This is a genomic window from Bradyrhizobium pachyrhizi, assembly GCF_029714545.1.
Lineage (GTDB): Bacteria > Pseudomonadota > Alphaproteobacteria > Rhizobiales > Xanthobacteraceae > Bradyrhizobium > Bradyrhizobium pachyrhizi.
Genome location: NZ_CP121667.1, coordinates 2,721,022 through 2,747,980 on the forward strand (window position 1 = coordinate 2,721,022; position 26,959 = coordinate 2,747,980).

Consider the following 26,959-nt stretch of genomic DNA (forward strand, 5'->3'; position numbering starts at 1 on the left):
GAAAAGTGTGAAGCGGTTTTCCGAAAAGATCATGCTCAAACAATAACCTAAAGCGCCATGATGATTCATCCTCATCTCATCGCGCTTTAGAGGGTTACGCCGCCGCCGAGCTTGCGAAGCTCATGCAGGGGGAAAGGACGCGCGGTGTCGGCGTCGTATTGCGCATGCGCACCACGCAGTCGGTGGACCAAGGTCGCCAAGGTCAGGGGATCGTCTCCCTCCTGGCGAAAGGCGACGCAGATCTCGTCCATCTGCGAGCTGACCCGGCCCAGGTTTTCCTTCGGTCGGCGCACGCCTTCTTCCAATTCAGCGTGGCGCGAGACCCGGGCAGCGTAATGCTGGGCATTTGAGACCGTAACCGGCTTCTGTTTCAGGCCGTAGAAGGTGCGTGTCGCCGCGCCCCAGCCGAAGAGGCCGCTCGGCCAACTGGTTTCCGTGTCGTGGTGATAATAGGGTTGCCGCTTGGGATCGGGGCTGGTGCGAACGATCCTCAGATTGGGCAGGTCATTCGGCGTCAGCGTTCTGTTGGCAATCGTCAGGTGGTCGAAGATCAACCTTCCATTCGCCAATGCCGACATCTTGTGGGTAAGGGTTTCCCCCTCGCAAATCACTAGCGACGGGCCGATCCGGTTAATGTCCTCCATCGCCATGGTGAAGAAGGTCTCGAACTTTGCGAGGTTCTCCTCCTGGCGGCCTCGACCGAACTTGCCGTAGTCGCCCTTCAGGATCCGCAAGACGGCCACCGCATAGGGTGCCCATTGCGGCGCGCCGGTCTCGTCCGGAAGCGCGCACTCCAGTTGCCCTTCTTTGGTGCGGGCGGCGAGCGGAAAGGCGTGGCCTTTGCGCTGCTGGCCCGCCACGATGTCGGTGTTCCTCTGGATGACCGTGAGGGCGGCCGGCTGGAGGTCCTTCGGCAGGTCTTCCACCGGCAGGACGCCGAGCATGCGAAGGCAGTCGCTGAAAGCCGATCCATATTTGGCCTTCATCACGCTCTCGGACAGCGCTTCGACCGAAGTAAGCACGACCTGGGGAAGGAGATCGGCCTGCGCGAGCGATCGTCGCGCAAGCTGGAACGGATCACCCGCGCGTCCTTGCAACGCCTCGGGCATTTCTAGGATCGCCCAGCCGACGCCTGTGGTTCCGGCGCGGGCCGCGGCCACATGGGCGGCCATGGCCTTTTGCGCGTCGTCGAAAGCCTGTGAGCGGTTCATCTCGCGGATGCTGCGCAACTGGGCAGGGTTGAGGGTTTTCGTTTCCTCTGTCGTCGCCTCGGCCCACGAAACCTCGTCGGCCAAGACACCGGCGTTGACGGGATGCAACCGGATTGTGAGGCCACAGGACCACGATAGCGTCCCGGCCTCATGGGCCTGCGGCGCGCCGAGTTCGTCGAGAAGCGCGCTGGTGATCCGCTCAGGCGCGTCGTCCCGGCGCTGAAAGATGAACAGGTCGACCTGGGCGGTGGGCGCGCCCACCGCTGTCAAGGCCATGCGGACGGCGCGCCGGCGAGAGGCGAAGGTCTCGTCGTCCGCCTTGCTGTTGAACGGCTTGTCCAGCGGCATGACCTGGCGGGCGCGGGTCATCGGCTCGACCGCGTTGAAGCCAGCCTTGGACAGGGCCTGATTCAGAGAGTCACCAATGTCATGGCGGTCCGGCCAGGAAATGCCGGTGCCGCCGGGCAGCCAGTCATCGCCGTGCACGGTGCCGAGGCGCGGCAGCACCCAAAGGCCGTCCTCGTCGACCACCGGCTGGGCCAGCTCAGCCGGAGCGAGGGCGGCGCGGCCGGTCAGGCGACGGACTAGGTCGAAGACCTTCTGATCGTCCTTGTGCGGCCAATAGCCGATCGTCGGCCCGTGTCCGCCTTCAGCCGGTGCCGGGCCGCCCCTCGCGCGGAAGTCGAACGAGGTGTGGCGATAGACGTTGGCAGAAGCGGACTCCATCGCCGGCATGAAGACGTCAAGCGCGCGATCAGGGTCATTGCGGCCCGTCCACCGTTTCACGGGCCCCCAATTGCGGATGGAAGGCCGGGCCAGGAGGTGCAGCCGCGGGCGCTCCGGATAAGTGGGCGTATAGAGGGTGATGACCTCGCTCCAAAGGCCCCGCTGAGTCTGACGCGGCGGGAAGGCGACCAGCTCTACCCCCGTGAAGGCATCTGTTTGTGCGGCCTTGGCCACGAGCACGCGTTGCGCGCCGCTCCGGAAGCGCAGGTCTTGACCGGCCAACGCGCCCAAGGCGTGCGCGGCGATCGCATCGAACAGAAGATTGTCCGCCGGATTCGGGCAGGCGCCCTCCTGAATCTGCAGCGCGCCATTTACTGGCAGCTTGGTCCAACTGGCCGCGTCCATCGCGGTCGCGGCGATCGCCGCGCGCGTCGGCGCGGGCTTACTGGGATAGATCAGGGTCAGCCATAGGCCGATCGCCGCCTGGACGCGTCGGCGCAGTCCCTCGTCGGCGGCGACATCGCCTATGAGGAAGAAGGAGAGAGGCCGGCTCTGGGTTTCGGCGTCCCAATGGTGGCGCCGCATGAAGGCGATCTCGGGCACGAACCAGGCCAGGATCTCGGAAAGCCCATCGAGGCGCAGGGTCGACGGAGCATCATTCGGGCGCTTGGACTTCTCCCGCGACCAGGCCTGCAAGGTTTCTTGCGCGTCTGGGGACAGACGGTAGCGCGTCAGGGCCAGAGTATCCTGTGCGGTGAAGCCAGCTTCCCAGACATTTAGGTCGAGCGAATTGACGTTAGCCATAGGCGAGGCCCTTGGTCTTGGAGAGCGCATCGCGGAACGGCTGGTAGAGCAATTTCGCGAGCGTTCTGGCGGTGGGATCGGACGACGCCATGGCGATGTCGAGCTGGCGCAACGCTTGGACTAGGACGCTGCTGTCGGGAGTGTCGGCGGCGCCGTCGAAGGAGAGAGGTGCGAACTGCCGGTCGACGAACCCGATGTGCACGGGACAGCCGTTGCGAATGCCACGGCCGATGGTCTGCCAAAGCGGGGTTAGCATGTCCCACGCGAACTGGGCCTTGTACTCGGTCGAGAGGCCGCTGTAGCCGCCGCGCGCATAGAGGCTGTAGCGCACGATATTGGTGGCCGCGTAGCGCATGCGGCGGGCGCGCTGGGACAGGCGCTCGTCAGGCTGGTCGGGATCTGTGCCCATTCCGCGGTCGAAGCGCTCGACGCCATAGCGGTTCAGTCGGCCGATCACCGCAGCTAGATCATCGGGCCGTGGATGGGGTCGGTGCAGGAAATAGACCGAGGCGATCGCTGCACGACTTTCGCCGTTGAGGATATTGTGGCCGCGGGCGACCACTTGCATCGGCGCCACCAGGATCGATTTCTCCGGCTCCTCGCCGAAGCGTTCGATGAGGGGGCGGGGAAGCGGCCTTGCGCGTCGCAGGCGATGATCGTCTGGCGCGCCGGCGTCATCGGCTTGATCCCGTGTCAGGCTGAACACCCGCCAGTCGGCGAAGCCGTGGGCCTCGAGGCTCTCGAGCAGCATGTCGGCGACGATGGCCGCATCCATGTAGGAATTGGTGACCAGAAGGGCGCGGCGTCGCCCGCGCAGATGGTCGTCGCCCCATTCACGGGCCATGCGCAGCCAGTTTTCCTCAATCAGGTTGAGGCTATCGCGACGGGCAGACAGGCGCGCGGCTACGCCGCCCAAAGTCCTGCGACGATCTGCTTCCCGCAAGCCTGAAATCCGAACCTGTTTTCCCTCCTCATTGCGCACGCTCACCAGCTCGAAGACAGAGCGCCCGATCGCGTCGAGCTCGGCCTGGGGCTGTAGCAGCACGCCTTGGGCGGGGACTTGCACGTCGAAGCTCGGCGACGCGCAGTCCATGGGCTTCCCTGTCTTGGGATTGAACTGACGTTGGGCGCCACCGGCCCAGCTCGTGCCGCTGAGCATCAGCACATGGGGTCCGGCCTGTCCTTCGCTGGCGAGCAGGTCGTGCAGATGGGTGAGCAGGTGGCGGCCCACCCCGAGGTGGTTGATGAGGGTCAACTTGCCGCCCATCGTGTCGCGCCGATCCTCGCTGGGCTCGTCATACAGCAACCCGAACACCGCGCCGGCCGGGTTCGACGGGAGCAGCGTGCGGTAGTGGCGGATTAGATTGCCAGCCTGGCTCAGCAGCTGGGCGTCGTCGATCCCCAGGTCGGTGGCCACGGCCGGTTGAGTCTTCACCAGCCAGTAATAGTGGGACAGGACCAAGTCGGTGACGATCGCCAGCAACAGAGCGAGCGCATTGCCGTGGGGGCTCATAGCCGCCTTGTTGCCGGGGTCGCCGGTGGCGTTGAACGCCGCGAGCGGACCGTCCAGGAGATCGCGGACCCTTTCAGTCAGATCGTCATAATAATCGCTGACCACCATATCGCGGGCGATGGCCTGAAGGGCATCGCTGGCGGACTGGAAGGCGGGATTGCGGAAGGCTTGTCGCGCGTCGTCGGCTTGTTCCTCGGCCTCATCACGGCTGACGGCCGACCCCTGCGAAAAGCGCGAGATGCCTCCGGCGACCTTGATGACCTCGAGGAAGTCCTCCTCGAAATCCGGATCGTCGAAGCTGCGACCGGGACGGGTGAGGCCCTGCACATCCTGCCGCCGTCGCCAGATTTCATAGAGGATGCCGCCGGCGGTGAAGGGCGTGTTGCGGTAGAAGTCAGCGAGATAGGCCTGCTCGTTCTGAAGAAGAGCGTAGAGGGTTCCGATCAGGCGATAGAATGTGTGGAAGTTGGCCTGCCAGCGAGCGTTTACCTGCCGACGGAACTGAACGCCGCTGCGCTCGCGCAGCGCCTCGGATGACTTGGTGCCGATTGCCGGAGCATAGACGTCACGCTCGTCACCCATGATGGGCGAGCGAGGCGCGAAGATGTCGTCGAGGGTCTTTTGGACGGAATCGACCTCATCGACGATCATCAAGTCCAGCGTGTGCTGGAACAGTTCCGGCAGAGTGAGATGCCGCGCCGATGTCCATTTGTCCGGCGTCATGTGGACGAAGGCCTGGGGCGTGAGGGCGATGACTTGGGCGGTGACGGCGCTACGCTGCTGCTCCTGAGCCGGGCACTGAGTCCATAAGGGACAGGATCGCTCGGCGCCGACGCCATCGTCGTCGTCAACCGCCTCTTCCTCGACGAGCTCCGCGTCGCGGCGGCGCTGATAGATCCTGTGGCAGGGCTTCTCCTTGAAGGTTGGGAAAGCGGGCCGTCGGCCTGCTCCGCGCACGACGATCGGATCGCGCTGAAAGCCGTCGAGCGGACAGGCGACGCTGAAGTTTTCGGCGACGTCTCCGACGGCCGATACCGACCATCCCGAGGAAGACAAGCCCTGCTGCCAGTGGATGGAGTTCAGGTGGCGGTCGCGATTGTAGAAGCTTGATAGCACCGTGGCGTTGACGCCGTGCATCCGCAGGCGGGCGACCAGCGTCGCTCCTTGGATGGTGTCGGTGACGAGTATGCCGATGCGCTTGCCCTCACCGCCGAGGGTCAGAGCCAGCACGACAAGCCACACCAGGGTAGATTTGCCGGAGGACAGCATGCCGAGGACATGCACGGCGCCGTCCAAGATCAGGGTTTCGCCGTCGAAGAAGCCTTCCTTAAGGCCTTCGAGTTGGAGTTTGTTGAGACGCTCGCGCAGCCGAAGCGGCGGGAGAGTCGAGGGCCAGTCCGGTTGAGCTTCCCGCGCGTCGATCGTTTCGGCGATGGCCCGCAGCTGCGCCAGGGTCAATGTGATTGGCGCATGGCGGTGCCGGCGCGGGAGGGGATGCTCGGCCGCGGCTGCCGCCTCCGGATCGGCCGCGGGGATTTGGTACGCGAGCAGCGTCTCACCGCGGTTGGTGCGGACCAGCGCGTCGCCTGCGCTGGCCAGCTGCAGGATACGGGTGATCCAGGGCGCCGGGGTTTCCAGATGATCGGTCAGGACGGCGAGCACACCCTCGGGTGCGCTGCGCCGTAGGGTGGGGATGCGGCCGTTGATGGCGTAGCAGCGCATCGTTTCGGGCGTGATGCCATGTCGACGGCAGGCGTCGAGCCAGGCCGAGGCCGACATGTAGCGGCCCGCCAGATGTCGCAGGCTGGTCAGATCACGCAGGAAGGCGGGATCGGCGCCGTCCGCCATAACTTTCGCATAACCAAGCAACAGATACGGAAGAGCTGATACGTCCTCGTCGGGGAAGTGTCGCGCCAGGAAATGAAGGCAGAGCTCGGTGAGCCCGAGTGTGCGGTCGTCCGGCGCGGTGAGGTTGCGGGCCGCGGGATCGGCGCTGCGTAGTGCCTTGCGGTAAGCCTCCAAGAAGGCGCGGTCCGTCCTCATGGCGTCAGCTCTTCGAGGAGATCGGATACGGTGGCGATCGCGACGGCCGGACGGCCGTTGGCCGCGCGCAGAGCCTCAAATCGAGCCTCAAAGCGAGGATCCGTCTCGATGATGTAGTCGGGGATGACCAGGTAGCAGTGGTGGTCGGCCTCGAAGGTCTTGAAGCCGTTGAAGCGGCTGGCGAGACGAGCCGGCGAGATATAGTCCTTCACATCGATGGCCAGCCGTCGGGTGCGGCCCGGGGCGATTGCCACAAGGTCGACCCGATCCAGGGCCGGCCACAGTTTCGTCGTCCACCCTAGGGAGTCGAGCCCGCGTTTGAGTTCGAGCTCCGCCAAGCCCGGAAGAGCCCAGAAGGTCCGGAAGGCGCGCTTCAAATAAAGCATGCCGGGGCGGTACTTGAGCGTTGCGTGCACGCCTTCGCGGGCTTTGCGGATTGCTTCAGGCTGGCGGCACTCGGTGTGGAAGGCGCGACCGTCACGTCGCAGGATCGTCTTGCTGACCGTGCAAATCGGCAGTTCGCCGTTGATCGCGAAGCTTTCGGGGATCCTGTCATAGAAGGCCTCGACGATTTCGTCCGATCGTTCGAGGGTGGCAAGAAGCGGATCCATGAGGATAGCTGCGGACCAACTCGTCATGACCACGTTCTCGATGACGGTCTTCCGCCAGGTCCGATAGAGCTCCTCTCCATCGATCCGGTCGCGGCAAAGGCCCACGAGCATCTCGTAGCCCAGGTTCTCCTCGATCTCAGATTCGGGATCTCCTCCGGGCAGGGCCAAGGCTCGGCACGCAGTGCTAGCTTCGCCGGACTCGACCAGCCGCACGGCGAGGTAGTCGCCGCCCACATCCCAGCTGACGTCCGGAAGCCACCGGAAGAGGGGCTCTTGGGCACGGCGCATGAGCCCGTGAAGATCCGTAGGCCAGACGTCGTCGCCATCGGAGAGGTTGCGGGCAGCGCCTAAGTCGAACACGCGCCGGACAGATGGCGGATAGGGCGCCTTCAACCATCCTTCGGCGTCGAGACTGGCCTGAATTTGGATAATGGCGCTGGCGATGAGTGTGACCATCTCGCGAACGCCGTGGACGGGCGCCTGGGGGCCCTCGAGCTCCGTGAGTTTGGCAAGAACATCCGGCGCTACGCCCGCGGGGTCCTCGAGGTAGCGGTAAAGAGTGGCGCGGCCGATGCCGAGTTGCTCGGCGGCGGCCGTCTTCCAGCGGCGGCCATAGCCGAGCTTCTCGGAAAAGAGCGCTTGGGCACGCTGAGGGAACGAGGGTGTATCGATCAACGAATCAAGCTCATTGAAACAAACGAGACCCTAGTGTATCAAATGTCTCATCAGGATTATAGCCGTCGTAGCGGGATATCCACAAATCTACCCGCCTTGAAAACTGTCAGAAAATCGTTCATATTTCTGACAAGAGAATGGTCATGCAACGGTTAAGTGAACAGATTCTCGCGCATGCCGAGGGGTTGCCGGAAGGCACGCCCGTGGCGGCTAAGAGCTTGCTCCACCTCGGTAATCGTGCCGCGGTGGATCAGGCCTTGTCGCGTCTGACCGAGCGGGGGCAACTGATCCGGGCGGGTCGCGGCGTCTATCTCCGTCCCATTACGAGCCGGTTCGGCACGAGGGCTCCCTCTGTCGAACAGGCGGTCGAGGCGCTCGCCAACCAGCGCGGCGAAGTCATCGTTCCGAGCGGGGCGGCGGCGGCCAACACCCTTGGCCTGACGACGCAGGTGCCGGTTCGGTCGGTCTATCTGACCTCCGGCCGTAGCCGAACGATGAATCTCGGCAAGCAGGTCGTCGAACTTCGTCACGCGCCGCGCTGGCAACTCGCTCTGGCTCATAAGCCGGCTGGCGAGGCAGTGCGGGCGCTGGCCTGGCTTGGGCCGGAGAAGGCCGAAGCCGCACTGAAGACGTTGAAGCGGAAGCTCTCGCCGGCCACCTTCAGCGAACTGGTCGCGGCAGCGCCGCAGCTTCCGACCTGGCTCGCGCGCAGCGTGGGAAAGGCCGCGCATGGCTGACGCCTTTCTCCACCTACCGGTCGCCGATCGCCGCGAGGCGCTGAGCGTAGCAGCCGACCAATCCGGCCGACCAGCGCATCTCCTCGAAAAAGATGTGTGGGTGGTCTGGGCTCTCGCCACGCTCTATGGATCGGCGCTCGGCGAGCATCTGGTGTTCAAGGGCGGCACATCACTGTCGAAAGCCTATAGAGTCATCCGGCGGTTTTCTGAGGACGTCGACCTGACCTACGACATCCGAGTAATCGCACCGGATCTGGTAGGCGATAACGGCGAAGCATTGCCAAAGACACGCAGCGAGGAAAAACTCTGGTCGAGCGAGGTGCGCAAGCGCTTGCCGGAGTGGGTGGCGGGGACAGCGCAGCCGGTGATCGCGGGCGCGTTGGCCGCGGAGGCCTTGATCGCCACGATCCGCGTCGAGGGTGAGAAGCTGTTCATCGACTACGAGGCGACGGCCACAGGTTCCGGCTACGTCGCGCCGAGCGTGATGCTCGAATTCGGCGCGCGATCTACGGGCGAGCCGGCAAGTCTGCGGGACATCGCCTGCGACGCATCGGGCTTAGTCGAAGGTGTGGTGTTCCCAACGGCTCGGCCCCGCGTAATGCACGCCGAGCGAACCTTCTGGGAAAAGGCAACGGCCATCCACGTTTTTTGCCTGCAGGAGCGGCTCCGTGGCGATCGCTTCGCGCGTCACTGGCATGACATTGTGCGGCTGGATGAAGCCGGTCTGACGGAAGCGGCCTTCGCTGATCGTGAGCTGGCGAATGCGGTCGCGCGCCACAAGAGGATGTTCTTTGCGGAGAAGGCCGCCGACCGTAGCCCGATTGATTATGCGACCGCCGTTAACGGCGGTTTGCAGCTCGTGCCCGGCGGCGATGCCTTCAAGGCGCTGGAGGAAGACTATCGCCGTATGGTCGACGACGGGCTGCTCTTGGAAGATGCCGAACCCTTCGAGGCGCTGATGGCGCGCTGCACCGATATCGCAGTGCGTGCCAATCGCGGGGCGCAATAGAAAAGAAAAGCAGGGGGAGAAACGGGTGCGCATCTCGCGGGTAAAAATTAGCAATTTCGCGAACTTCTCGGACATCGACGTCGAGACGGGCGAAAGCATCGTCGTCGTCGGTGAGAACAAAGTCGGCAAGAGCAACTTCGTCCGCGCGCTGCAACTGATCCTCGACCCTGGTCTTTCCGAACGTGATCGGCAGCTCGGGCTTGAGCATTTCTGGGACGGCTTGGGAGAAGACAAGCTCGGCGAAGCGATCGAGGTTGCGGTCGAGCTGACCGATTTTACGGGCGATCCGCGGTTGATGGCGCACCTCAATGACTGCGTGGTCGATCCGGGACCGCCAATGATTGCGCGTCTAAGCTACCGTTTCCAGCCGAAGGCCAATCTCGGGCGGGACCCGGAGAGCCTCGCCGACTATGAGTACATCGTCTTCGGCGGCGACGATCCGGAGATGTCCATTGGGCCGTCGCTGCGGCGGATGCTTCCGCTCGACGTTCAGGTCGCGCTGCGCGATGCCGAGAAGGATCTGTCGAGTTGGCGCAATTCGCCGCTAAGGCCGTTGATCGAGGACTTGGCGACGTCCCTCGATGAAGACGCGCGGGCCGAAATTCAAGAGCAGGTCAACGAGGCGCAGGCCGAGCTGGTGAGCCATGATGAGGTGGTCGCAACCGCCGAACGGATCAGCGAGCGGCTGATCGCGATCGCCGGCGATCAGCATGCAGTGCCGTTGACACTCGGCCTGGCGCCGACGCGGGTCGATGCGCTGCTGCGCAGCCTGCGTCTGCTAATCGACAATGGTGCGCGCGGCATTTCCGATGCCAGCCTTGGGACCGCCAATTTGATCTTCCTGGCGCTCAAGAGCCTCGAACTCGATCGGCTTGTGACGGATGGCGAGCGCGACCACACCTTCTTTGTGGTCGAAGAGCCGGAAGCGCACCTTCACCCCCACGTCCAGCGTCTGGTTTACCGCTATTTCCTCGGCGGCGGCGGTGATGACGAGGAGGAAACGCCGCCACTCACAACCATCCTGACGACGCACTCGCCGCATATCGCAAGCGTGACTCCGATCCGTTCCATCGTGCTGCTCCGTCATGACGCAGCGACGAATGCGACGATCGCGGTTTCGACGGCCACGGCCCCCCTCAGCGAGCGCGACGAGGCGGACCTCCAACGTTACATCGACGTGACCCGCGGCGAGATCTTCTTTGCCAGGGGCGTGATCCTTGTCGAAGGCGACGCCGAGCGGTTTCTGGTGCCGGCCTTCGCCGAGGCGCTCGATATTCCTCTCGACATGCTGGGTATCACAGTCTGTTCGGTCGGTGGCACGAATTTCACGCCCTACGTCAAGCTGCTGGGTCCTCAAGGCCTGAACATCCCGCACGTCATCTTGACGGACCGGGATCCGAACGGGACGAGCCATCCACGTGTTCGTCGGCGGCTGATCAACGTGTTGCAGTTGCGGGAAGAGGGCGTCAACTACCGGCGCCTGGACGCAGATGACGTGATCGCCCGCGCCGAGCCGTTCGGCTACTTCGTCAACAGCAACACGCTGGAGCCGGAGCTGTTCACCGGGGGACTCGCCGAGGCGATGCTGGAGGTGATCGATGAGGAGCTTTCTATCGGCGACGGCACGCGGGAGGAACTGCAAGGATGGGTGGACGATCCTGACACGCTCGATGAGGATGCGCTGATTGCGCTCATCGAACGGGTCGGCAAGGGACGCTTCGCGCAGGCGCTCGCTCCGAGCGTTAGCGAGGACAACTGCCCGGGTTACATCCGGCAGGCGCTGGAGCACATCCGCGATGCCATTACGTAGTGTCAGCACCGCGTATCTTGCTCAAGCAGCCGATCTCGTCGGCAATCCGGGGCAACAGGCAGCTTACGACTCCACAGGCAACTGCGTGGTGCTCGCCGGGCCCGGCAGTGGCAAGACCAAGACGCTGGTGCTCAAGCTCGCCCGGATCATGGCAGAAGACGTGCGCGCGCCCCGAGGGGCGGCCTGCATCACCTATAGCCAAGAATGCGCGCGCGAACTAACGCGTCGACTGGAGCGGCTGGGCCTGCGCGAAGCGCCCAATCTCTTCATCGGCACGGTGCACGGTTTCTGCTTGCGGCATCTCCTCATGCCCTATGGGCGGCTCGCGGATCTCCCGGTGCCGTTCCCGCTTGCCGTCGCCACTCAGCGGCAGAGCAACCAGGCGATGAAGCGCATCGGCGATCGGCTGTTCGGCGTTGGCCATCCCAACAAGCCCATGGACCTTGGGCGGCATCGACGCTCCGTCCTCGACAGGATGTCCGTCGCTTGGACCAGTGAGGAGGAACTCGCGGCGTGGGCAGAGGGATATGAGGCCGAACTGCGTCGGCTGGGTCTGATCGACTTCGATGATCTTGTGATCTTCGGGCAACGCCTTGTTTCGGAGCACGATTGGGTGCTTCCGCTGCTTCAGGCGAAATTTCCGGTGCTCGCGGTCGACGAGTATCAGGATCTCGGCGTCGCCTTGCATCGGATCGTCAAGCGCGTCGCCTTCGATGGTGGCGTCCGGCTCTTTGCGGTGGGAGACCCCGATCAGTCGATCTACGGCTTCACCGGCGCCGACGGAGCGCTGCTTCAGGAACTGGCCGAGCGGGATGATGTCGAACGGGTTCAGCTCCAGCTCAACTATCGTTCGGCGTCGCGCATTGTTAGCGTATCCGAAATGGCGCTCGGCGAGGTTCGCGGCTACCGGTCCAACGATCCGGACCGCCAGGCGGTAATCGAATTCGTTCAGTGCGCCGATGGCCTTGAAGGACAGGCCGCACACGCGGTGGCGGAGATCATTCCGGCAGCTCTAGCGGCCAAGCCCGGACGCGCGCTCGGTGACATCGCTATCCTCTACCGGGACTATCGGGCCGGCGACGTCGTAGCGGATGCAGTCGCTGCCGCGGGCATCGATTTCGTTCGTGTCGACACTGCAGCACCTTACCGCAAAGTCGCGCTTACGAGCTGGATCGAGGATTGCGCGGCGTGGTGCGCCGGCGGCTGGCGCGAGGCCCGGCCACAGATGCGTGGCCTGCTCGACCGTTGGCTCGGCTTCCATCGCTCCCGGATCTCCGAAGTCCAGTCGCGAGATGAATCCCAGCGTCTGACGCAGCTTCTGTGGTCCCTTCGCGTCGAGGAGGGACTCGCTCGGGATTTCGTGGCGGGCGTGCGCGCACAAATGCTCGATGCGCTAATGGCGGCTGAGCCCAGTCTCGCTGATCAGCGCGAACAAGTGGATCGCATGTCGGCGGCTCTCACCGTCGGCGGAGCGCTGGCCGATCTCGACCTGGCGAGCCTTGGCGGTCGCGACGGCTCACCGTTACATCTGAACCTGCTAACGCTGCACTCCGCGAAGGGATGCGAATACGACGTCGTGATCATGGTTGGTCTCGATCTCGGGAGCTTGCCTTGGCGCAATGAGTTGCCGGCGGCCCGCCGCGAGAGCCGGCGGCTCTTTTACGTCGGCCTCACCCGCGCCCGGGACGAGATCCATATGCTCTATTCCGGCTACGTCGATACGGGCCGTGGCAGGATGCACTGGGGACGCTCTCCTTTCCTGGATGAACTTGAAGCGCGGATGGCGGATGCCGAAGGCGAGTAGTCAATGATGTCATTTCGAGAAGCTCAGGCGGTCGAAGATTTGGCGGACCTCCTCTACGATTTCCTTCCCGGGAGCGGCAACAACCGGACCGCCTTTCCGCTTGCCGCCGCACAGGCTGGCGTCGGCGATCTGTGGACTCCTGGCAGCAAGCGACCCGCGATCGTGCAGCTCCTGACCGCGACGCTAGAACAGCGCCGGTCATGTTTTACGAAACTGATCGTGGCGATCGTCCGCCAAGCGATGACGTACCGGCGCGGGAAGGGCAATCCACTGAGCCGAGAGGAGATCGACCGCCTCAACAGCCTTCTTCCCGGCGTGCAATTCAAGATTCCGGAGCTGCTCGATCCGAGCTTCCTCAGCAGCTTCGATTCCCCGAAGGCGGCAGAAACTGCGCCGCAGGTGCCGTCGACGCTGAGCGTTGAGAAGGCGCGGGAGCTCGCCACGTTGCTTATCGAGATCACGAAGCTCGATCCGCAAGCACGGGGCTTGCGCTTCGAGGGCTTTCTCAATGAGCTATTCGCCGGTTTCGGGCTCGCGCCACGTGGCTCTTTCCGACTCGTCGGCGAACAGATCGACGGCAGTTTCAAACTGCACGGTCAGACCTATCTGGTTGAGGCGAAATGGCACGGGCCTCAGATCGGCTTTGGAGACCTGATGACCTTTTCGGGCAAGGTTGGTGGAAAGGCGTCGTGGTCGCGCGGCCTGTTCGTTAGCAATTCCGGATTCACGGGGGAGGGGCTGGAGGCGTTCTCGCGTGGACGGCAGACGAACCTCATATGCGCTGACGGGCTGGACCTTTATGAGGTGCTCTCGCGCAAGGTCTCGCTGATCGCGGTTTTGGAGGCCAAGGAACGCCGTGCCGCCGAGACGAACAGGGCGTTCGTCGCCGTGCGGGACCTGAATCTATAAGGGAGTTGATCGGGCTTGGATTGTGATGACGGTATAAGCAACGATTGCAGGCTCCTGCGTGTCGTAATGCGGCATACGTAAAGGCATCCATATCGATATGGATGATCTTGCGCTAATGCGGCGGTGGCGCCGTTTGGTAGTCTGTCTCGTCGGTCACACTGTGGACCCTGCCGGGTCTTCCTTGACGCCGCGGGCGACGACCCGGAGCATTCCGTCCGGCAGGGGCCGCTGCAGCTTGAGGGCTTCGTCTGGAGAGGCTGTCATCCAGGTATCGACCTCGTCAGGCATCGCCAGGATAACCGGCATCGCTTTGGGGTGGATGGCGCCGACCTCTGCGTTCGGCTCCGTCGTGAGAAACGCGTAGAGGTCGTTGGTCGTCTCACCTTCCTTGACCTTCCGGACGCTGGTCCAATTGGTCCAGATGCCGGCGAAGCAGGCGAGGGGGCGCGACTCGTCGAGGGCGAACCAGATGTCGCCGCCTTCTGCTTTGTTGAACTCGCTAAACGAGTTGAATGGCACCAAACAACGGTTCTCGGCTCCTAGCCATCGGGTCCAGTGTTTGCTCTTCACGTTGCGGATGTTGGTCGTGCCACCGTCCGGCTCCATTCTGAGCAATTCCTTGAAATCCACTGCCTTGCCCTTGGCCTGCAGCTTTTCAGCTCGCTTCTTGGTGGCGTCCATCAGCGCCTTCGACGACGATGGCATCCCCCAGCGCGCCGTGGCGAGCTCGCGGCCTTCGGACCCGTTGCGCACGATCGGTGCTTTGTAGTCCGGAAACACGCCGGGCATCGGCGCCAGATTGCCGACGTATCGGTTTACGACGCGGAACAGCGCGCTGATGGCGGCTTGGTTGGTCATGATCGAATAGAGATTGCACATCAGTCAGGCTTCGGTCCGAGGGTGGCGAGGCTGCCATGTCAACTGTAGCAGAGTCGCGGACGGACGCCGGCCCGCCTTGGCGCATTTGCGGCAGCGCAGCCGGCTGGCGAGATCGTGCACGAAGGTGGTCGGCGGATGTTTCATCGCCGCGAGGTCGACGTCGCTCGGCGTCTTGCAGCGTGCGCACCTGATCTCGAGCCAGGGAAAGCCTCCGTTCACGGCTTGGTCGATCGTGGGTGACGGGTCGATCGGTTCGCCGTCGCTCCACATGCGCTCGTTCCAGCTTTCGCAAAGCAGCCTGTCAGCTTGCTGGATCATGACCTCGCCCTTGGCCCGCATCTCCGACGATTGAACAGCAAGCATGTTGGCCATCGCCCGTGCCTTGCCGAGCTCTTTCGCCAGAGCCTTGCGATCGCCGCCCGACAGGGGCGTGGGGTGATACTTCGGGGCCATCCGGATATCCAGGCGCTAATCGATCGGATCGGCAATCGGGAAAAGTTACGGCGTCTCGAACGCCGGCCAGCACCCGTCTTCTTCATGCCTGCCGGTGCGCTGCTGGCAGGTGTTGTCAAGCAATCGCTGCGCCACGTCCTTCCAAAGCGCGTTGCCGCCATACAATCGCACTGCATCGGCCTTCTGGATTTCCACGCTCCGCTCGCACCGACGGCATGAGATGCGCAGGACGTGGCGTTGAATCTCGGAAAGACGCCGCTGCCGCCTCTCGGCTCCACTCTCGTCGGCCCGAGGGTCTTTCAGGACCGATTCCCAATATTCCGCCGGGAGCGGCGCGTCCGGAGCCGCGGGGGAGGGGCCCTGCCTACGGGCGGCTTCTATGGCCAGCTTTTCCATCTGTTTTGGGGTCGGCATACGCCAGCTCGCGGGTCGATCGGTCATTCCGAATTAGAACATAACAAGAACAAATGTCGAGTCCGCTCGGACCCTCATCGTGGAAAAAATCATCCTTTTGGGAGGGGCGCGGTGTCGGAACCAAGCCGGGCCGTTCGTCTTGAATCCGGCGTCAGTAATGGAGTTCCCCGCGATGGCCCCTCGCGCTAACTGGAAAGGCTTCCTGCGTCTTTCCCTCGTCACCTGTCCGGTAGCGCTCTATCCGGCCACGTCGGAATCCGAAAAGGTCTCGTTCAACCAGCTCAACCGGAAGACCGGCCACCGCATCAAGTACGCCAAGGTGGACGCTGATACCGGTGAGGAGGTCGATAACGAAGACATCGTCAAGGGCTACAAGGTCGACACCGACACATTTATTGAGGTGACGAAGGAAGAGCTCGAGAATGTCGCGCTGGAATCGACGCGAACGATCGAGATCGACGAGTTCGTCGACCGCAGCGAGATCGACCCACGCTACCTGATCCGCCCTTACTACCTGACTCCAGATGGCAAAGTCGGGCACGACGCCTTCGCGGTTATCCGCGAAACCATCCGCGAAATGAACAAGGTCGCGATCGGTCGCGTGGTGCTGACCAATCGCGAGCACATCATCGCGCTGGAGCCGCTGGACAAGGGGCTGATGGGGACCTTGCTGCGCTATCCCTACGAAGTCCGCTCCGCCGACGAGTATTTCGACAATATCCAGGACGTCAAAGTCACGAAGGATATGCTTGATCTCGCCAAGCACATCGTCAATCAGAAGGCAGGTCATTTCGAGCCGGACAAGTTCGAAGATCAGTACGAAACCGCCCTCATCGATCTCATCAACCAGAAGCGCGCCGGCAAACCCATCACCGCGAAGGCGCGTCCCCGCGGCGAGAACGTCGTCGACCTGATGGACGCGCTGCGCAAGAGCATTGGAAGAGAAGGGGCGGCCGCGACAGAGGCCCCCAAGAAGCCAGGTAAAAAGCCGCGCAAGGCGGCAGCCGGGCAGAAGGAAATGCTGATGCCGATCGCAGGCAAGAAGCCGGCGAAAGAGGCCGCGGCGAAGAAGCCGGCGGCAAAACCGCAGCGCAAGTCAGCCTAGCGCGTCTTGAAGCAACCAGTGATGCCTGACGGCCATTACTTCATCGTCCGCGGCAGGGAGCGATATGGCTGCGCTGAAAAAGACTTCCAGGAGATCGACCTTGAGCGCGGGTATTCTCGCATACCGCAAGGGCGCTCGCGGGCTCGAGGTTCTGCTCGTTCATCCCGGCGGTCCGTTCTGGCGCAAGAAGGATAATGGCGCCTGGTCCATTCCGAAGGGCGAAACCGATGCCGCGGATGCTCCGGAGCAGGTCGCGCGGCGCGAGTTTGCCGAAGAACTCGGCCCGAGTGCTTCGATTGGTCCAATCCAGCTGCTGGGGGAGGTCCAACAGCGAGGAGGAAAGCGCGTCATCGCATTCGCCGGCGAGGGCCATTTTGACCCGGCTGCGCTGACTAGCAATACCTTCGAAATTGAATGGCCGCCCCGAAGCGGTCGAAGACAGAGCTTTCCCGAAGTCGATCGCGCGGAATGGTTCGATATCGAGTTCGCGCGGACGAAGATGCTGTCCGCTCAGGTAGAGTTTCTCGATCGTCTTTTGGCGATCGCCGTTGAGAGCGCCGCGAAATGATGTTCAGGATTGGAATCATTTCGGACACGCACGGCTTGTTTAGACCCGAGGCGGAACGAGGCCTGGCGGGCGTCGATCACATCATTCACGCCGGCGACATCGGGCGCCCCGAGATCGTAGACGCGCTTCGCCGGATCGCGCCTGTCACGGCCATCCGTGGAAACGTGGACAGTGGCGAGTGGGCCCACCAATATCCCGACACGAAACGCGTGCGCCTGGCGGGAAAGTCGATCTACGTTCTGCACGACCTGAAGACGCTGCAGGCCGGTCTTGGCCCCGGCATCGATGTCATCGTCTCCGGGCATTCCCACGTGCCAAAGATCGATACGGTCGGTGGCGTTCTCTACCTGAATCCCGGCAGCGCGGGACCGCGGCGATTCAAGCTGCCGATCACGCTTGCGACGCTCGATGTCACGCCTGAGGGCATGCGACCGGAAATCCACGAACTTGGAGACGACTACTGAGTACCATCGCGGAGGAAATTCACAGCGGAAGAAGCGAATGCGTTAGTCGTTCCGTTTGCCCGGTTACGCCGAAGGGAGCGCCACTAGCGCGGACGTTCTCGCTCACGCACGACGTCCTTCGCTCGCTTGTCGGACCTGAGCCCGAGGTAGACGGGCTGGCGCAGTTCGCCCTTACTCGTCCACTCCGCGAACTTGACCTCGGCAACCAACGAAGGCCTGACCCAGGTCGTGGCGGCCTCGTCCTTCACTTTGGCAGGGAAAGGTGATTTCGGGGTCGTGAGCTTCATGAGCTTGGCATGGAGGTCTTCCAGGACCTTGTGGCTGAAGCCAGTGCCAACATGTCCGATGTAGCGCCATGCGTCGTCTTCCCGCAAGGCGAGGACCAGGGCGCCGAAGAATGGCCTGGTGCGCCTCGGCGCCGTGAAGCCCGCGATCACCACTTCCTGCCGCTTGGCTGTCTTGATCTTCAGCCAATCCGGCGTCCGGCTTCCGGACGTATACGCGCTGCCGGCGCGCTTCGCCATGATGCCTTCCAGGCCCTTCCGCTCGGCGTCGACGAAGAATTTCGTGCCGTCTCCTTTGCGGTGAGGGCTGAAGGCGATCAGCCGGTGCCGCGGCAGAATCGCCTTCAGCCGCTTCTTGCGCTCGAGGAGAGGCTGCCTGCGCAAGTCCACTGCATTCTCGAACATGAGATCGAAAGCGTAATAAAGGAGCTTCGCTTCATGGCGCAGCGCGTTTTGAAGCAGCTGGAAATGCGAGACGCCGTCCTTTCCGATCGCGACGAGTTCGCCGTCGATCACGGCGTCGCCCTTCACGCCCTCCAGCGCTTTGGCGACCACGATATAGCTGCGGCTGATGATCTTGCCGTTGCGGCTGTAGAGCGCAACCTTGCCCTGCCGGATTTCTGCAATCATCCGGAAGCCGTCGTACTTGTCTTCGAAAACCCAGCCGGGGTCGTTGAACGGCGCGTCGGTGAGCGTAGCGAGCATCGGCTGCAAGCGCTTGGGCAGGGTCGACGTCCGGCTCATTCGAGGGCCAATCCTTCAGAGCGCGTTGCGAAATGGATGGACGTCCTTCAAGCTTTAGGGAACGCTTCGAGCCCGCGTCGTGTTCCGTAGGTGCCGTGGCGCGAGCACGATCGATCGCGGAGGGCGCATCAGACCGATGGCCAGAAAACTGAAGACCTATCAGACCTCGCTGGGCTTCTTCCATCAGGCGATTGCCGCACCATCCATGAAGGCGGCTCTGGAGGCTTGGGGCGCCGACAGCAATCTCTTTCATCAGGGCGCGGCGAAGGAGAGCCACGATCCGGACGTCATCGCCGCGACCATGGCAAAGCCCGGCGTCGTTCCCAGGCGCCCGGTTGGGACCGAGAGGCCTTTCAGCGAACATGCCGAGCTGCCCACCGATCTTGGTGGCGGCAGACCAAGGAAAACTGCCCGCAAGTCGAAAGGCCAAGAGGCGAAGAAGCCTTCCTCGCGCCCCGTCGACAAAGCTGCGGAGCGGAAGGCCGCTCTCGCCTACGAACGGGAACAGAGACGCCGCGATGCTGAACGGGCGAAGGAAGAGGCCGCCAGGCAGAAGGAGCGTGAACGCCGACAGCAAGCGGTCGACAAGGCGCAGGCTACCTTCGACAAGGCCGAGCAGGAACACGCAAAGCGGGCCGCGACCATCCAGGCCGAGGTTGAGGCTCTCGAGAAGAGATCACAAAACGAAGAAGCCCGCTGGGATAAGGAAAGGGAGCGACTGCAAGCCGCCTTGCGGCGCGCGCGGGGTTAGTTTCTGTGGCGGCGCCCACGCGTGAAGGCCCAGCGATCCCCTGCACGCGTTTATCGATCGGGTCTAGAACGTGTGCTGCGGCTTGTTTCACCGCGACGTGATCCCGTCGATCCTCAGGAGCGAGCTCCATAACGGCCCGATGTAGCTCGGCCGGAATCGTCAATTGGCTTTCCAAGGGTTTGTTGGCCCACCGCCAGAAGCGATCGAATGCATCCATCACAGGTCCTCCCGCAGGCCCCGGAAGAACGGGTGCCGGACCTTTCCCTCGGCCGACTTCGCGCGATATTCGATCTCGGCGAGCAGCTTTGGCTCTACCCAGATGCCCCTATGGGCGATCCACTTTGTGTACGGCTGCGTCTTCCGGATCAGCGGCTTCAGTCTCTTCTGGAGGTCAGCGGCGGAAGACTTGTCAAAGCCGTGGTCGACCTTGCCCGCATAGACCAGATCGTCGCCCTTGCGGCGGCCGACGTAGATGCCGTCCCATTTTCCCTCGTCGAGTGCGAAGCCGGCGATGGTCAACGTCTCGCGCTGGACGCATGTTTTCTTCACCCAATCGCTTGTACGCCCCTTCGGATAGGGAGCATCTCGCACCTTCGAGACGACGCCTTCCAGACCGAGTTTGCAGGCGTGCGCGAACATCTCGCGGCCCTCGATCTCGAAGCTTTCGCTGAACTGGACCTCGGTGCCACCGACGATCTTCCTGAGCTCGGCTTTCCTTTGGATCAGCGGCAACTTCCGAAGATCGCGGCCATTCAGATAGAGGAGATCGAACGCCACCAGCACAATGCTCGTCGACTTGCCCTTGAGCTCGTTCTGAAGCACCGAGAAGTCGGTCGTGCCGTCGGCGGCGGGGACGACGATCTCGCCGTCGATGACGGCCGAGCTCGCCTTGATGCGCTAGGCGTCGTGGGCAGCCTTCTTGAAGCGGTGCGTCCAGTCGTGGCCACGCCGGGTAAAGATCTTGGCCGCCTCGTTGGCCAAGTGGACCTGGACCCGGTAGCCGTCGAACTTGATTTCGTGAATCCAGCGCTCTCCGGACGGCACCCTCTCGATTGAGGTGGCCAAGGCCGGTTCGATGAAGCCCGGCATTGGCGCCTTCGCGCCCATGGTCGCCGGTTTTCGACGCTGAAACGCCACTTTAGCACTCCACGCAACAGCTGATTCAAACTGACACAGTTCGAATCGTTCCGGAACCCGGGAATCCTTTGCTGCGTTGGTCTCCTATCAAGTCCGACAGGAGGAGCCGATGGCGGCAGCGAAGAAGAAGACTGCGCGTGGGCGCAAGCAGGACCGGGCCCGTGTGGCTGGCGGGGAAAAGTATGAAGTGGGGTACGAGTCCAAGAAGACAGGGCGGTCGGCGTCAGCGGTCAAGAAAGCTGTCAAAAAGGTCGGCAACAGCCGGAAGCGTGTCGAAAAGCGTCTCGATCGTTAGGTTTTGCTCGCGTCGATTGTCCCGCGCGTTACCTAGAGATCGGGCGGGCATTCGGGGCAGGTATCGCCGACCGAGTCCAGGACTTCGGTCACCGCGCCGGCAGCCGCCTCGGGCGAAAGGCCCGGCGGCGGATCCTGTCGGGCGATTTCGAACGCCCGGTCCCGCGCGTGCGGATCTGCCCGGTCCTGCATCCAGCCGTGGTATTCACATTCGCGGATCGCGCCTGCCTCCTGCAGCACGGCTATCGCCCACCCGCGTACCGTGCGTATCGCCGTTCGCCTCTCCTTGGTCATCAGCATCAAAATCGCTCCTGCGCGAGGGGCGAATCCTTGCGGCCCTCGATTCGTTCCGGCTGCTAACACAGAGCAGGGATTCCGAATCGCCGGGACAGGTGCTTTTCCACGTGTTCCGCCGTACTGTGCAAACTGGTACGCAGCAATCTTGTGTTCTTTGTCCGCGTCGCGCATGACGACTTTCAAGGTCTCGTCTGGCAAAGGGTGCTGCAGCGCCTTTGCCTCATCCCGAGCGGTGCATTGGGACACAACCCATCCTCTTCGCCGGCTGACCAGCCTACCATCTAACGCGAGAACCTGCCGGCGCTGAGACACTCGAGAACTGGCCAATCCAATCCGCGAGATTTCATATATTCGCAAGGTCATTGGAATGCGTCGAACTTCTGTCGCTTTGATTCTCGCCATTCTGTCGAGCGTGGCGCTGGCGGACGATTTTGTCGGACAGGCCAGCGTTATCGACGGCGACACGTTGGAAATACATGGAGTGCGCATCCGGCTTTGGGGTGTCGATGCACCTGAGAGCACTCAGCTGTGTCGCGGCGAAGACAGCTTACAATATCGTTGCGGTGCGCAGGCCGCGAACGATCTTGACGCCTTCATTGCCCGCCGTCCCGTCAATTGTGCTCCAGCCAGCCTCGACCCGTATGGTCGCACCGTCGCAACTTGCTCGGTCGCAGGCAGGGATCTCGCTGAATGGCTTGTGCGGAGCGGCCTTGCGTTGGATTGGCCTCAATACTCGAAGGGCCGATATCGCGAAGCTCAGCGCGAGGCTGAGCGTACCGGCCAGGGACTCTGGAAGGGAAGCTACGTCGAGCCGTGGTTCTATCGTGCATGCATTCGGGCAAGTGGAAAGCCGGCCACCTGCTCGGATGACGCAAATGCCCATCCTTGATACGATTTCCAGAGAGATGCCGATCCACAATGTGTGTTGGCCTATCACCCCATTTGGGCAGGTGGCTCTGGCGCGGTTTGGGCGACTCACGCTACCCATCATTCCCAATCACCTCACTGCACGATGGGAATGAAATGGTTGCAGCCACCCGTGAATTGCCGGCCGCTGGTTACGCACTTGAAGTCGACGGTCGGTTCAAAGCCGAATTTACAACCAGGGACGGCGCCAGGGCGGGTGGCGAAGAACTAAAGAAGCGTTTTCCGATGCTTCAGATCAGGATCTACGACGCGCAGACGCATGCGCGCGAGGAAATCTAGATCAACCGGGTCGAGCCTAAGCGGAGTTCTTCCGCTTGCGCGCGCGTGCGGCTTCGCCGCATCGGGCTCTCGTGAACCGAGCCGCTTTGCGTCTCGGCCGTCCGGCTTCGATCCCTCGCGCAAGAGCTTCGGAGCTCCTCGCCGGGGGCACTCGGGAAAGGGGCTCGCCTTCGGCGATCGCTATCACTGCCCCGTTCCCGGGTGCCGCTGTTAACCGGTCTCGTCGCTGCACTCGGACCCGCGTGCCCCTTCGGGTCGCTATGCTCACGCTCTCCGGGTGCCATTTTCCGTTGCGGCGATGCGCGTGCGCGCACGCCTGATGGGCGTCACGATCAATGATGCATAAGAGGAAGAGTGGAGCGGCGTTGACCGTGACGGGTTGAGGGCCGGAGGAGACTCTTCCGGCGCCCGTCATGGAGATTGCTCCCATGAATACGCAGGTTCTTGATGCCCGCCGCAACGTCGGTGGCGGTTACAGAGTGGATGTGAATCGCGGCGAGCGCGTTGGTCGGGTGTCCTCGGAATGGTTTTCCCGTCCTGCGGATGAGCGTTATCTGTCGCTCAACGAGCTGGCCCGCACGGTGCGTGATCGCACGGATCGCAGCCGGACGCGCGTGGTCGAAAGCGCGCTCATCCATGTCGAAGCAAGCCGTGCCGACCCCGAGCGCTTGGCTCTGATGCTGCCCGGCGCGGACAAGCCAGTCGCGCCGACCCACTGGAGCTTCGGCCAGCTTGCAAGCCAGGTTGGCGCTCCGGCCACTTACCTGCGACAACTCCCTGCGGCACTCGCTGGCATCAACCTGCAATATGGCCTGACCTCCAATCGCGTCGAGCAGATCAAAACGCTCGAGACCGAAGATGGCCGCGTTGAGCTTCGCGCCGTCACTGGCCCCGATTATGGCCGAATATTCGACCACGAGTTGGTCGAGGCCGTGCAGCGCATTGCCGGCAATGGTACGGGGGATACGCGGTGGAAAGTGCCCGGTGTGCTCGACTGGTCAACCGGCATCTATAATCCCCGTGTCGACATCTCCAAGGACACGACCACTCTCTATGCATCGGACCGGGACGTTTTCCTTTTCCTGGTCGATGACCTGAATCCGATCGAAGCTGGTCGCCTCCGCGATGGCTCGCCCGACCTCTATTTCCGCGGCTTCTATTGCTGGAACTCGGAAGTTGGGGCGAAGACGCTCGGCATGGCAAGCTTCTATCTTCGGGCGGTCTGCCAAAATCGCAACCTGTGGGGCGTGGAGGATTTCGAGGAGATCACCATCCGCCATTCCAAATACGCAGCCTCCCGCTTCGCCCACGAGGCGGCCCCGGCGCTGCTGAACTTCGCGAACTCCTCACCCATGCCCTTCGTCAATGGCATCAAAGCCGCCCGCGAGCGGATCGTGGCACGCAGCGACGAGGACCGCACCGAGTTTCTGCGCCGGCGCGGCTTCTCCAAGACCGAGATAGCCAAGGTGATCGACGCGGTGTTGGCGGAGGAAGGCCGCCCGCCCGAAAGCATCTTTGATTTCGTGCAGGGCATCACCGCCGTCGCGCGCGACAAGCCTCATCAGGATGCTCGGCTGGACATGGAGGCCAAGGCCAAGAAGTTGCTCGACCGGGTGGCGTGACTTCCGCGGGCCGGGACTTTTGGGCCCCCAGCTCGGTGCGTCTTCGTTCTTCCGATTCACACATTCCAGGGGCGCTGCCTCCCGGAAGAACTGGAATTCGACTCCGTCGCGGGCCGACAATCCCGCGACGGCCCTTTGGCCGGTGGCCCGTCGACAAACCCGCAGTTCCGTGCAGCTTAGAAGATCACGCTTAGATGCCGCGATACTCGCTTACGAGTTTTGCGTGGCCTCGTTCAGCTTCGACCCACGTTGGGTAACGCACCCGCCGGGCATCGACGGAGGCTACGCCGGCTTCCATGACCTCTGTTTCGAAAACAAGGGGGCGATCTGGCTCGCATCCGAGATCGAGACCCACGAACACGGTTGAGGTGACGATATCCGGACCTATCTCGGTCCTCGCGACAATACGGTCGGCTGACTCATACCATTGCCGCCACGAAGCCGGGTCCGTGCGCTTGGGCTCGTGTCCATCCAAAATGTAGTGGCTCATGGCAGCCAAACATAGCGGCCTGTGCCGCCCAGTGCCAGTCGTTTCAGGCTTCGTCCGGGATGCGAGGGCACGATTGAGTTGGCCCGCCAGCTGCCAAGCATCGCCATTGCCCGCTGAAAAAGAGAGCGAGAGGAGGGCAGGCCTCTTCGCGAACGGGTTGGAGGTCGAGAGGGAGGCTCCCGGCCGCCCGTTCCGGAGAAGTGACATGGCAAACGCCGTTCAGAAGATCAAGCTGTCGCCGTCGCGCGACATTCCCTTCAATAAACTCGTATTGAGCCAGAAGAATGTGCGGCGGATCAAGGCCGGCATCTCGATCGAGGATCTCGCCGAGGACATCGCCCATCGCGGAAAGCTCTTGCAGAGTCTCTACGTGCTGCCTGTCCTTGATGCCGACGGACAGGAAACTGGCACGTTCGAGGTGCCCGCCGGAGGCCGCCGTTTTCGCGCGCTCGAACTCCTAGTGAAGCAGAAGCGCCTTGCAAAGACCGCGCCGGTTCCTGCATCGTCGGTGACATGGGTACGGAGATCAGCGCCGAGGAGGACTCGCTCGCCGAAAACGTGCATCGCGTCGCGCTTCATCCCCTCGATCAGTTTCGTGCATTCCAGACGTTGCGCGAACAAGGCCGTTCCGAGGAAGACATCGCGGCAGTCTTCTTCGTTTCCGCCAATGTGGTCAAACAGCGGCTTCGGCTCGCGACCGTCTCCCCAAAGTTGCTCGACGTCTACGCCGCCGAGGGCATGTCGCTCGAACAGTTGATGGCATTCTCGATTACCGATGATCACGCCCGGCAGGAGCAGGTCTGGGAGAATGCCAACAAATCGGGTTACGACGAACCATATCAGATAAGGCGCGTGCTGACCGAGAGCACGGTGAAGGCGTCCGACAAACGCGTGCGGTTTGTCGGCCTCGCCGCCTACGAGGCGGCCGGTGGCAACGTGCTGCACGATCTCTTCGAAGAGGATGGCGGCGGTTGGCTCCAGGACATCGCTTTGCTCGAGCGTCTTGTCGCCGAGAAGCTGCGCACTGAGGCCGAAGCGATCGCGGCCGAAGGCTGGAAGTGGATCGAAGTCGGTGCGAGCTTTCCCTACGGTCATGATCACGGGCTCCGCAGGCTCGAGGGAGTGCCGGTTGATCTCACCTCCGAGGAACAGGCGAGCCTCGATGCTCTCCAGGCAGAATTCGATGCACTTCAGGCAAAATTTGAAGACGCCGACGAGCTGCCCGATGACGTCGATGTGCGGTTTGGCGAACTCGAGGAGGCGCTTGCGGTTTTCGAGAACCGACCGGACATCTTCAAACCGGCCGAGATCTCCAGGGCCGGCGTCTTCGTCAGCATCGATTCCGAAGGGCGGCTTTCCGTCGATCGAGGCTATGCCCGACCGGAGGATGAGGCGCCCGCGGCCGATTTCGATGTCGAGCGGGGCACCGATACCTCGTCGACCGAAGGGCAGGAAGCTAGTGCTTCCGTACAGCGCGCAGCGATCTCGGTCGCCGGCGCATCGACCCAACCGGAGGAAGATGATGAAGATCCGGCAAGGCCGTTGCCTGATAGGCTCATCATCGAGCTGACGGCGCATCGTACGCTGGCATTGCGGGATGCGCTGGCAGAAAATCCTGCGATCGCGTTCCAGGCGGTGCTGCACAACTTCGTGCTGACGGTCTTTTACCGGTTTGCTTCGTCCGGGAGCTGCCTTGAGATTGGGCTGCGCACGCCAACATTTCCCGCTCAAGCTCCTGGCTTAAGGGAAAGCGTCTCGGCTAAGGCTGTCGAGGTGCGGCATGAGGGCTGGAAGGCACGGTTGCCGAAGGGCGAGAACGATCTCTGGGATGCCCTGACGGCTCTCGATGGTGATGCACAGGCATCGCTGTTCGCCCACTGCGCGTCCTTTGCGGTCAACGCCGTCTATGAGCCGGCCAATCGTTACAATCAGGATCGCGTCTCAGCCCACGGCGTCCGCACGCGTCTCGACCAGGCCAACGTGCTGGCGCGCGCTGCCGGACTTGACATGGTGCAGGCTGGCTGGAGACCGACCGTCGACAACTATCTCGGCCGAGTCACTAAGCCTCGCATTCTGGACGCGGTGCGGGAAGCCAAGGGCGAGTCGTCGGCGCAACTGATCGACCATCTGAAGAAGGCCGACATGGCCAAGGAGGCCGAGCGTCTCCTGGATGGCTCGGGCTGGTTGCCGGAGCCGCTGCGTCTCGCCGATTCCAGCCCGTCTTCGGTGGAGCCGGAAGGTGAAGCGGGCCCCCTGCCAGAATTCCTCGCTGGCGACGAGGATCCGGAGAACGGCAGCGACGAGCATCCGCAACAGCTCGACGCGGCTGAGTGACAGCATAAGGGCTGGCTCCGGCTGTCCTTCAGTTGCTTGGGGGACCGGTGCCCTGCACCGGTCCC

Annotated in this window: 22 protein-coding genes and 2 pseudogenes; 15 read left to right on the forward strand and 9 right to left on the reverse strand. The window is 62.9% G+C overall.

Annotation, left to right across the window (positions count from 1 at the left end):
• Positions 1–86: 86 nt before the first annotated feature.
• The 3 genes from QA639_RS12525 to QA639_RS12535 are packed head-to-tail and all read right to left on the reverse strand — an operon-like array spanning position 87 to position 7,583.
• Positions 87–2,741, reverse strand: a complete 2,655-nt coding sequence (locus QA639_RS12525; protein ID WP_283089863.1) for an RNaseH domain-containing protein — start codon at positions 2,739–2,741, stop codon at positions 87–89.
• Positions 2,734–6,297, reverse strand: a complete 3,564-nt coding sequence (locus QA639_RS12530) for a pPIWI_RE_Z domain-containing protein (RefSeq protein ID WP_283089864.1) — start codon at positions 6,295–6,297, stop codon at positions 2,734–2,736. Before QA639_RS12530 ends, QA639_RS12525 begins: the two co-directional genes overlap by 8 nt.
• The gene (locus QA639_RS12535; RefSeq protein ID WP_283089865.1) at positions 6,294–7,583 is read right to left on the reverse strand and encodes a pPIWI_RE_Y domain-containing protein; all 1,290 of its coding nucleotides are present in this window, start codon (positions 7,581–7,583) and stop codon (positions 6,294–6,296) included. The genes QA639_RS12530 and QA639_RS12535 overlap by 4 nt, the downstream gene beginning before the upstream one ends.
• Before the next feature lie 143 nt (positions 7,584–7,726).
• Here QA639_RS12535 and QA639_RS12540 point away from each other — a divergent pair, with 143 nt between their 5' ends.
• The 5 genes from QA639_RS12540 to QA639_RS12560 are packed head-to-tail and all read left to right on the forward strand — an operon-like array spanning position 7,727 to position 13,852.
• Positions 7,727–8,320 carry a DUF6088 family protein gene (locus tag QA639_RS12540; protein WP_283090572.1) on the forward strand — a complete coding sequence of 198 codons (594 nt, stop codon included), beginning with the start codon at positions 7,727–7,729 and terminating at the stop codon, positions 8,318–8,320.
• Complete coding sequence (locus QA639_RS12545; protein ID WP_283089866.1) at positions 8,313–9,329, forward strand: nucleotidyl transferase AbiEii/AbiGii toxin family protein; 1,017 nt, start codon at positions 8,313–8,315, stop codon at positions 9,327–9,329. The genes QA639_RS12540 and QA639_RS12545 overlap by 8 nt, the downstream gene beginning before the upstream one ends.
• A gap of 25 nt (positions 9,330–9,354) precedes the next feature.
• Positions 9,355–11,139 carry an ATP-dependent nuclease gene (locus QA639_RS12550; protein WP_283089867.1) on the forward strand — a complete coding sequence of 595 codons (1,785 nt, stop codon included), beginning with the start codon at positions 9,355–9,357 and terminating at the stop codon, positions 11,137–11,139.
• Complete coding sequence (locus QA639_RS12555) at positions 11,126–12,943, forward strand: ATP-dependent helicase (protein ID WP_283089868.1); 1,818 nt, start codon at positions 11,126–11,128, stop codon at positions 12,941–12,943. Before QA639_RS12550 ends, QA639_RS12555 begins: the two co-directional genes overlap by 14 nt.
• Before the next feature lie 3 nt (positions 12,944–12,946).
• Positions 12,947–13,852: a restriction endonuclease gene (locus QA639_RS12560; protein WP_283089869.1), complete on the forward strand. Its 906-nt coding sequence runs from the start codon at positions 12,947–12,949 to the stop codon at positions 13,850–13,852.
• Positions 13,853–14,005: 153 nt separating this feature from the next.
• On the opposite strand, the gene QA639_RS12565 is transcribed toward QA639_RS12560, so the two are convergent.
• The 3 genes from QA639_RS12565 to QA639_RS12575 are packed head-to-tail and all read right to left on the reverse strand — an operon-like array spanning position 14,006 to position 15,625.
• The gene (locus QA639_RS12565; protein ID WP_283089870.1) at positions 14,006–14,731 is read right to left on the reverse strand and encodes an SOS response-associated peptidase; all 726 of its coding nucleotides are present in this window, start codon (positions 14,729–14,731) and stop codon (positions 14,006–14,008) included.
• A gap of 3 nt (positions 14,732–14,734) precedes the next feature.
• Positions 14,735–15,184, reverse strand: coding sequence for a hypothetical protein (locus QA639_RS12570; RefSeq protein WP_283089871.1), 450 nt, complete (start codon positions 15,182–15,184; stop codon positions 14,735–14,737).
• A 45-nt stretch (positions 15,185–15,229) separates the two neighbouring features.
• Entirely contained in the window at positions 15,230–15,625 is a 396-nt protein-coding gene (locus QA639_RS12575) for a hypothetical protein (RefSeq protein WP_283089872.1), read from the reverse strand.
• 145 nt (positions 15,626–15,770) lie between these two features.
• On the opposite strand from QA639_RS12575, the gene ku reads away from it, so the two are divergent.
• From ku to QA639_RS12590, 3 genes are all read left to right on the forward strand, one after another.
• Complete coding sequence (gene ku / locus QA639_RS12580; RefSeq protein ID WP_283090573.1) at positions 15,771–16,703, forward strand: non-homologous end joining protein Ku; 933 nt, start codon at positions 15,771–15,773, stop codon at positions 16,701–16,703.
• Between the two features lie 64 nt (positions 16,704–16,767).
• Positions 16,768–17,271 (forward strand): NUDIX hydrolase, encoded by a 504-nt coding sequence (locus tag QA639_RS12585; RefSeq protein ID WP_283089873.1) that lies wholly within the window; start codon positions 16,768–16,770, stop codon positions 17,269–17,271.
• A complete protein-coding gene (locus QA639_RS12590) occupies positions 17,268–17,735 on the forward strand; it encodes a metallophosphoesterase family protein (RefSeq protein ID WP_283089874.1) in 468 nt (155 codons plus the stop codon). The genes QA639_RS12585 and QA639_RS12590 overlap by 4 nt, the downstream gene beginning before the upstream one ends.
• 83 nt (positions 17,736–17,818) lie before the next feature.
• On the opposite strand, the gene ligD (QA639_RS12595) is transcribed toward QA639_RS12590, so the two are convergent.
• Positions 17,819–18,763, reverse strand: coding sequence for a non-homologous end-joining DNA ligase (ligD, locus tag QA639_RS12595; RefSeq protein WP_283089875.1), 945 nt, complete (start codon positions 18,761–18,763; stop codon positions 17,819–17,821).
• 136 nt (positions 18,764–18,899) lie between these two features.
• Here ligD (QA639_RS12595) and QA639_RS12600 point away from each other — a divergent pair, with 136 nt between their 5' ends.
• Positions 18,900–19,514, forward strand: a complete 615-nt coding sequence (locus QA639_RS12600; protein ID WP_283089876.1) for a cell envelope biogenesis protein TolA — start codon at positions 18,900–18,902, stop codon at positions 19,512–19,514.
• A 216-nt stretch (positions 19,515–19,730) separates the two neighbouring features.
• On the opposite strand, the pseudogene ligD (QA639_RS12605) reads toward QA639_RS12600, so the two are convergent.
• Positions 19,731–20,651 (reverse strand): annotated as a pseudogene (gene ligD, locus QA639_RS12605) (non-homologous end-joining DNA ligase).
• Between the two features lie 109 nt (positions 20,652–20,760).
• Here ligD (QA639_RS12605) and QA639_RS12610 point away from each other — a divergent pair.
• Positions 20,761–20,946 carry a DUF3606 domain-containing protein gene (locus tag QA639_RS12610; RefSeq protein ID WP_283089877.1) on the forward strand — a complete coding sequence of 62 codons (186 nt, stop codon included), beginning with the start codon at positions 20,761–20,763 and terminating at the stop codon, positions 20,944–20,946.
• Positions 20,947–20,978: 32 nt separating this feature from the next.
• Here the strand turns inward: QA639_RS12610 and QA639_RS12615 are convergent, their stop codons facing one another.
• Positions 20,979–21,245, reverse strand: coding sequence for a hypothetical protein (locus QA639_RS12615; protein WP_283089878.1), 267 nt, complete (start codon positions 21,243–21,245; stop codon positions 20,979–20,981).
• A gap of 364 nt (positions 21,246–21,609) precedes the next feature.
• Between QA639_RS12615 and QA639_RS12620 the strand changes: the two genes are divergently transcribed.
• From QA639_RS12620 to QA639_RS12640, 5 genes and pseudogenes are all read left to right on the forward strand, one after another.
• Positions 21,610–22,131, forward strand: a complete 522-nt coding sequence (locus QA639_RS12620; protein ID WP_283089879.1) for a thermonuclease family protein — start codon at positions 21,610–21,612, stop codon at positions 22,129–22,131.
• 134 nt (positions 22,132–22,265) lie between these two features.
• Complete coding sequence (locus tag QA639_RS12625; protein WP_283089880.1) at positions 22,266–22,448, forward strand: hypothetical protein; 183 nt, start codon at positions 22,266–22,268, stop codon at positions 22,446–22,448.
• A 428-nt stretch (positions 22,449–22,876) separates the two neighbouring features.
• Complete coding sequence (locus QA639_RS12630) at positions 22,877–24,070, forward strand: DUF932 domain-containing protein (protein ID WP_283089881.1); 1,194 nt, start codon at positions 22,877–22,879, stop codon at positions 24,068–24,070.
• A 223-nt stretch (positions 24,071–24,293) separates the two neighbouring features.
• The gene (locus QA639_RS12635; protein WP_283089882.1) at positions 24,294–24,437 is read left to right on the forward strand and encodes a hypothetical protein; all 144 of its coding nucleotides are present in this window, start codon (positions 24,294–24,296) and stop codon (positions 24,435–24,437) included.
• Positions 24,438–24,765: 328 nt separating this feature from the next.
• Positions 24,766–26,894: pseudogene (locus QA639_RS12640) on the forward strand (ParB/RepB/Spo0J family partition protein).
• Positions 26,895–26,959 lie beyond the last annotated feature (65 nt).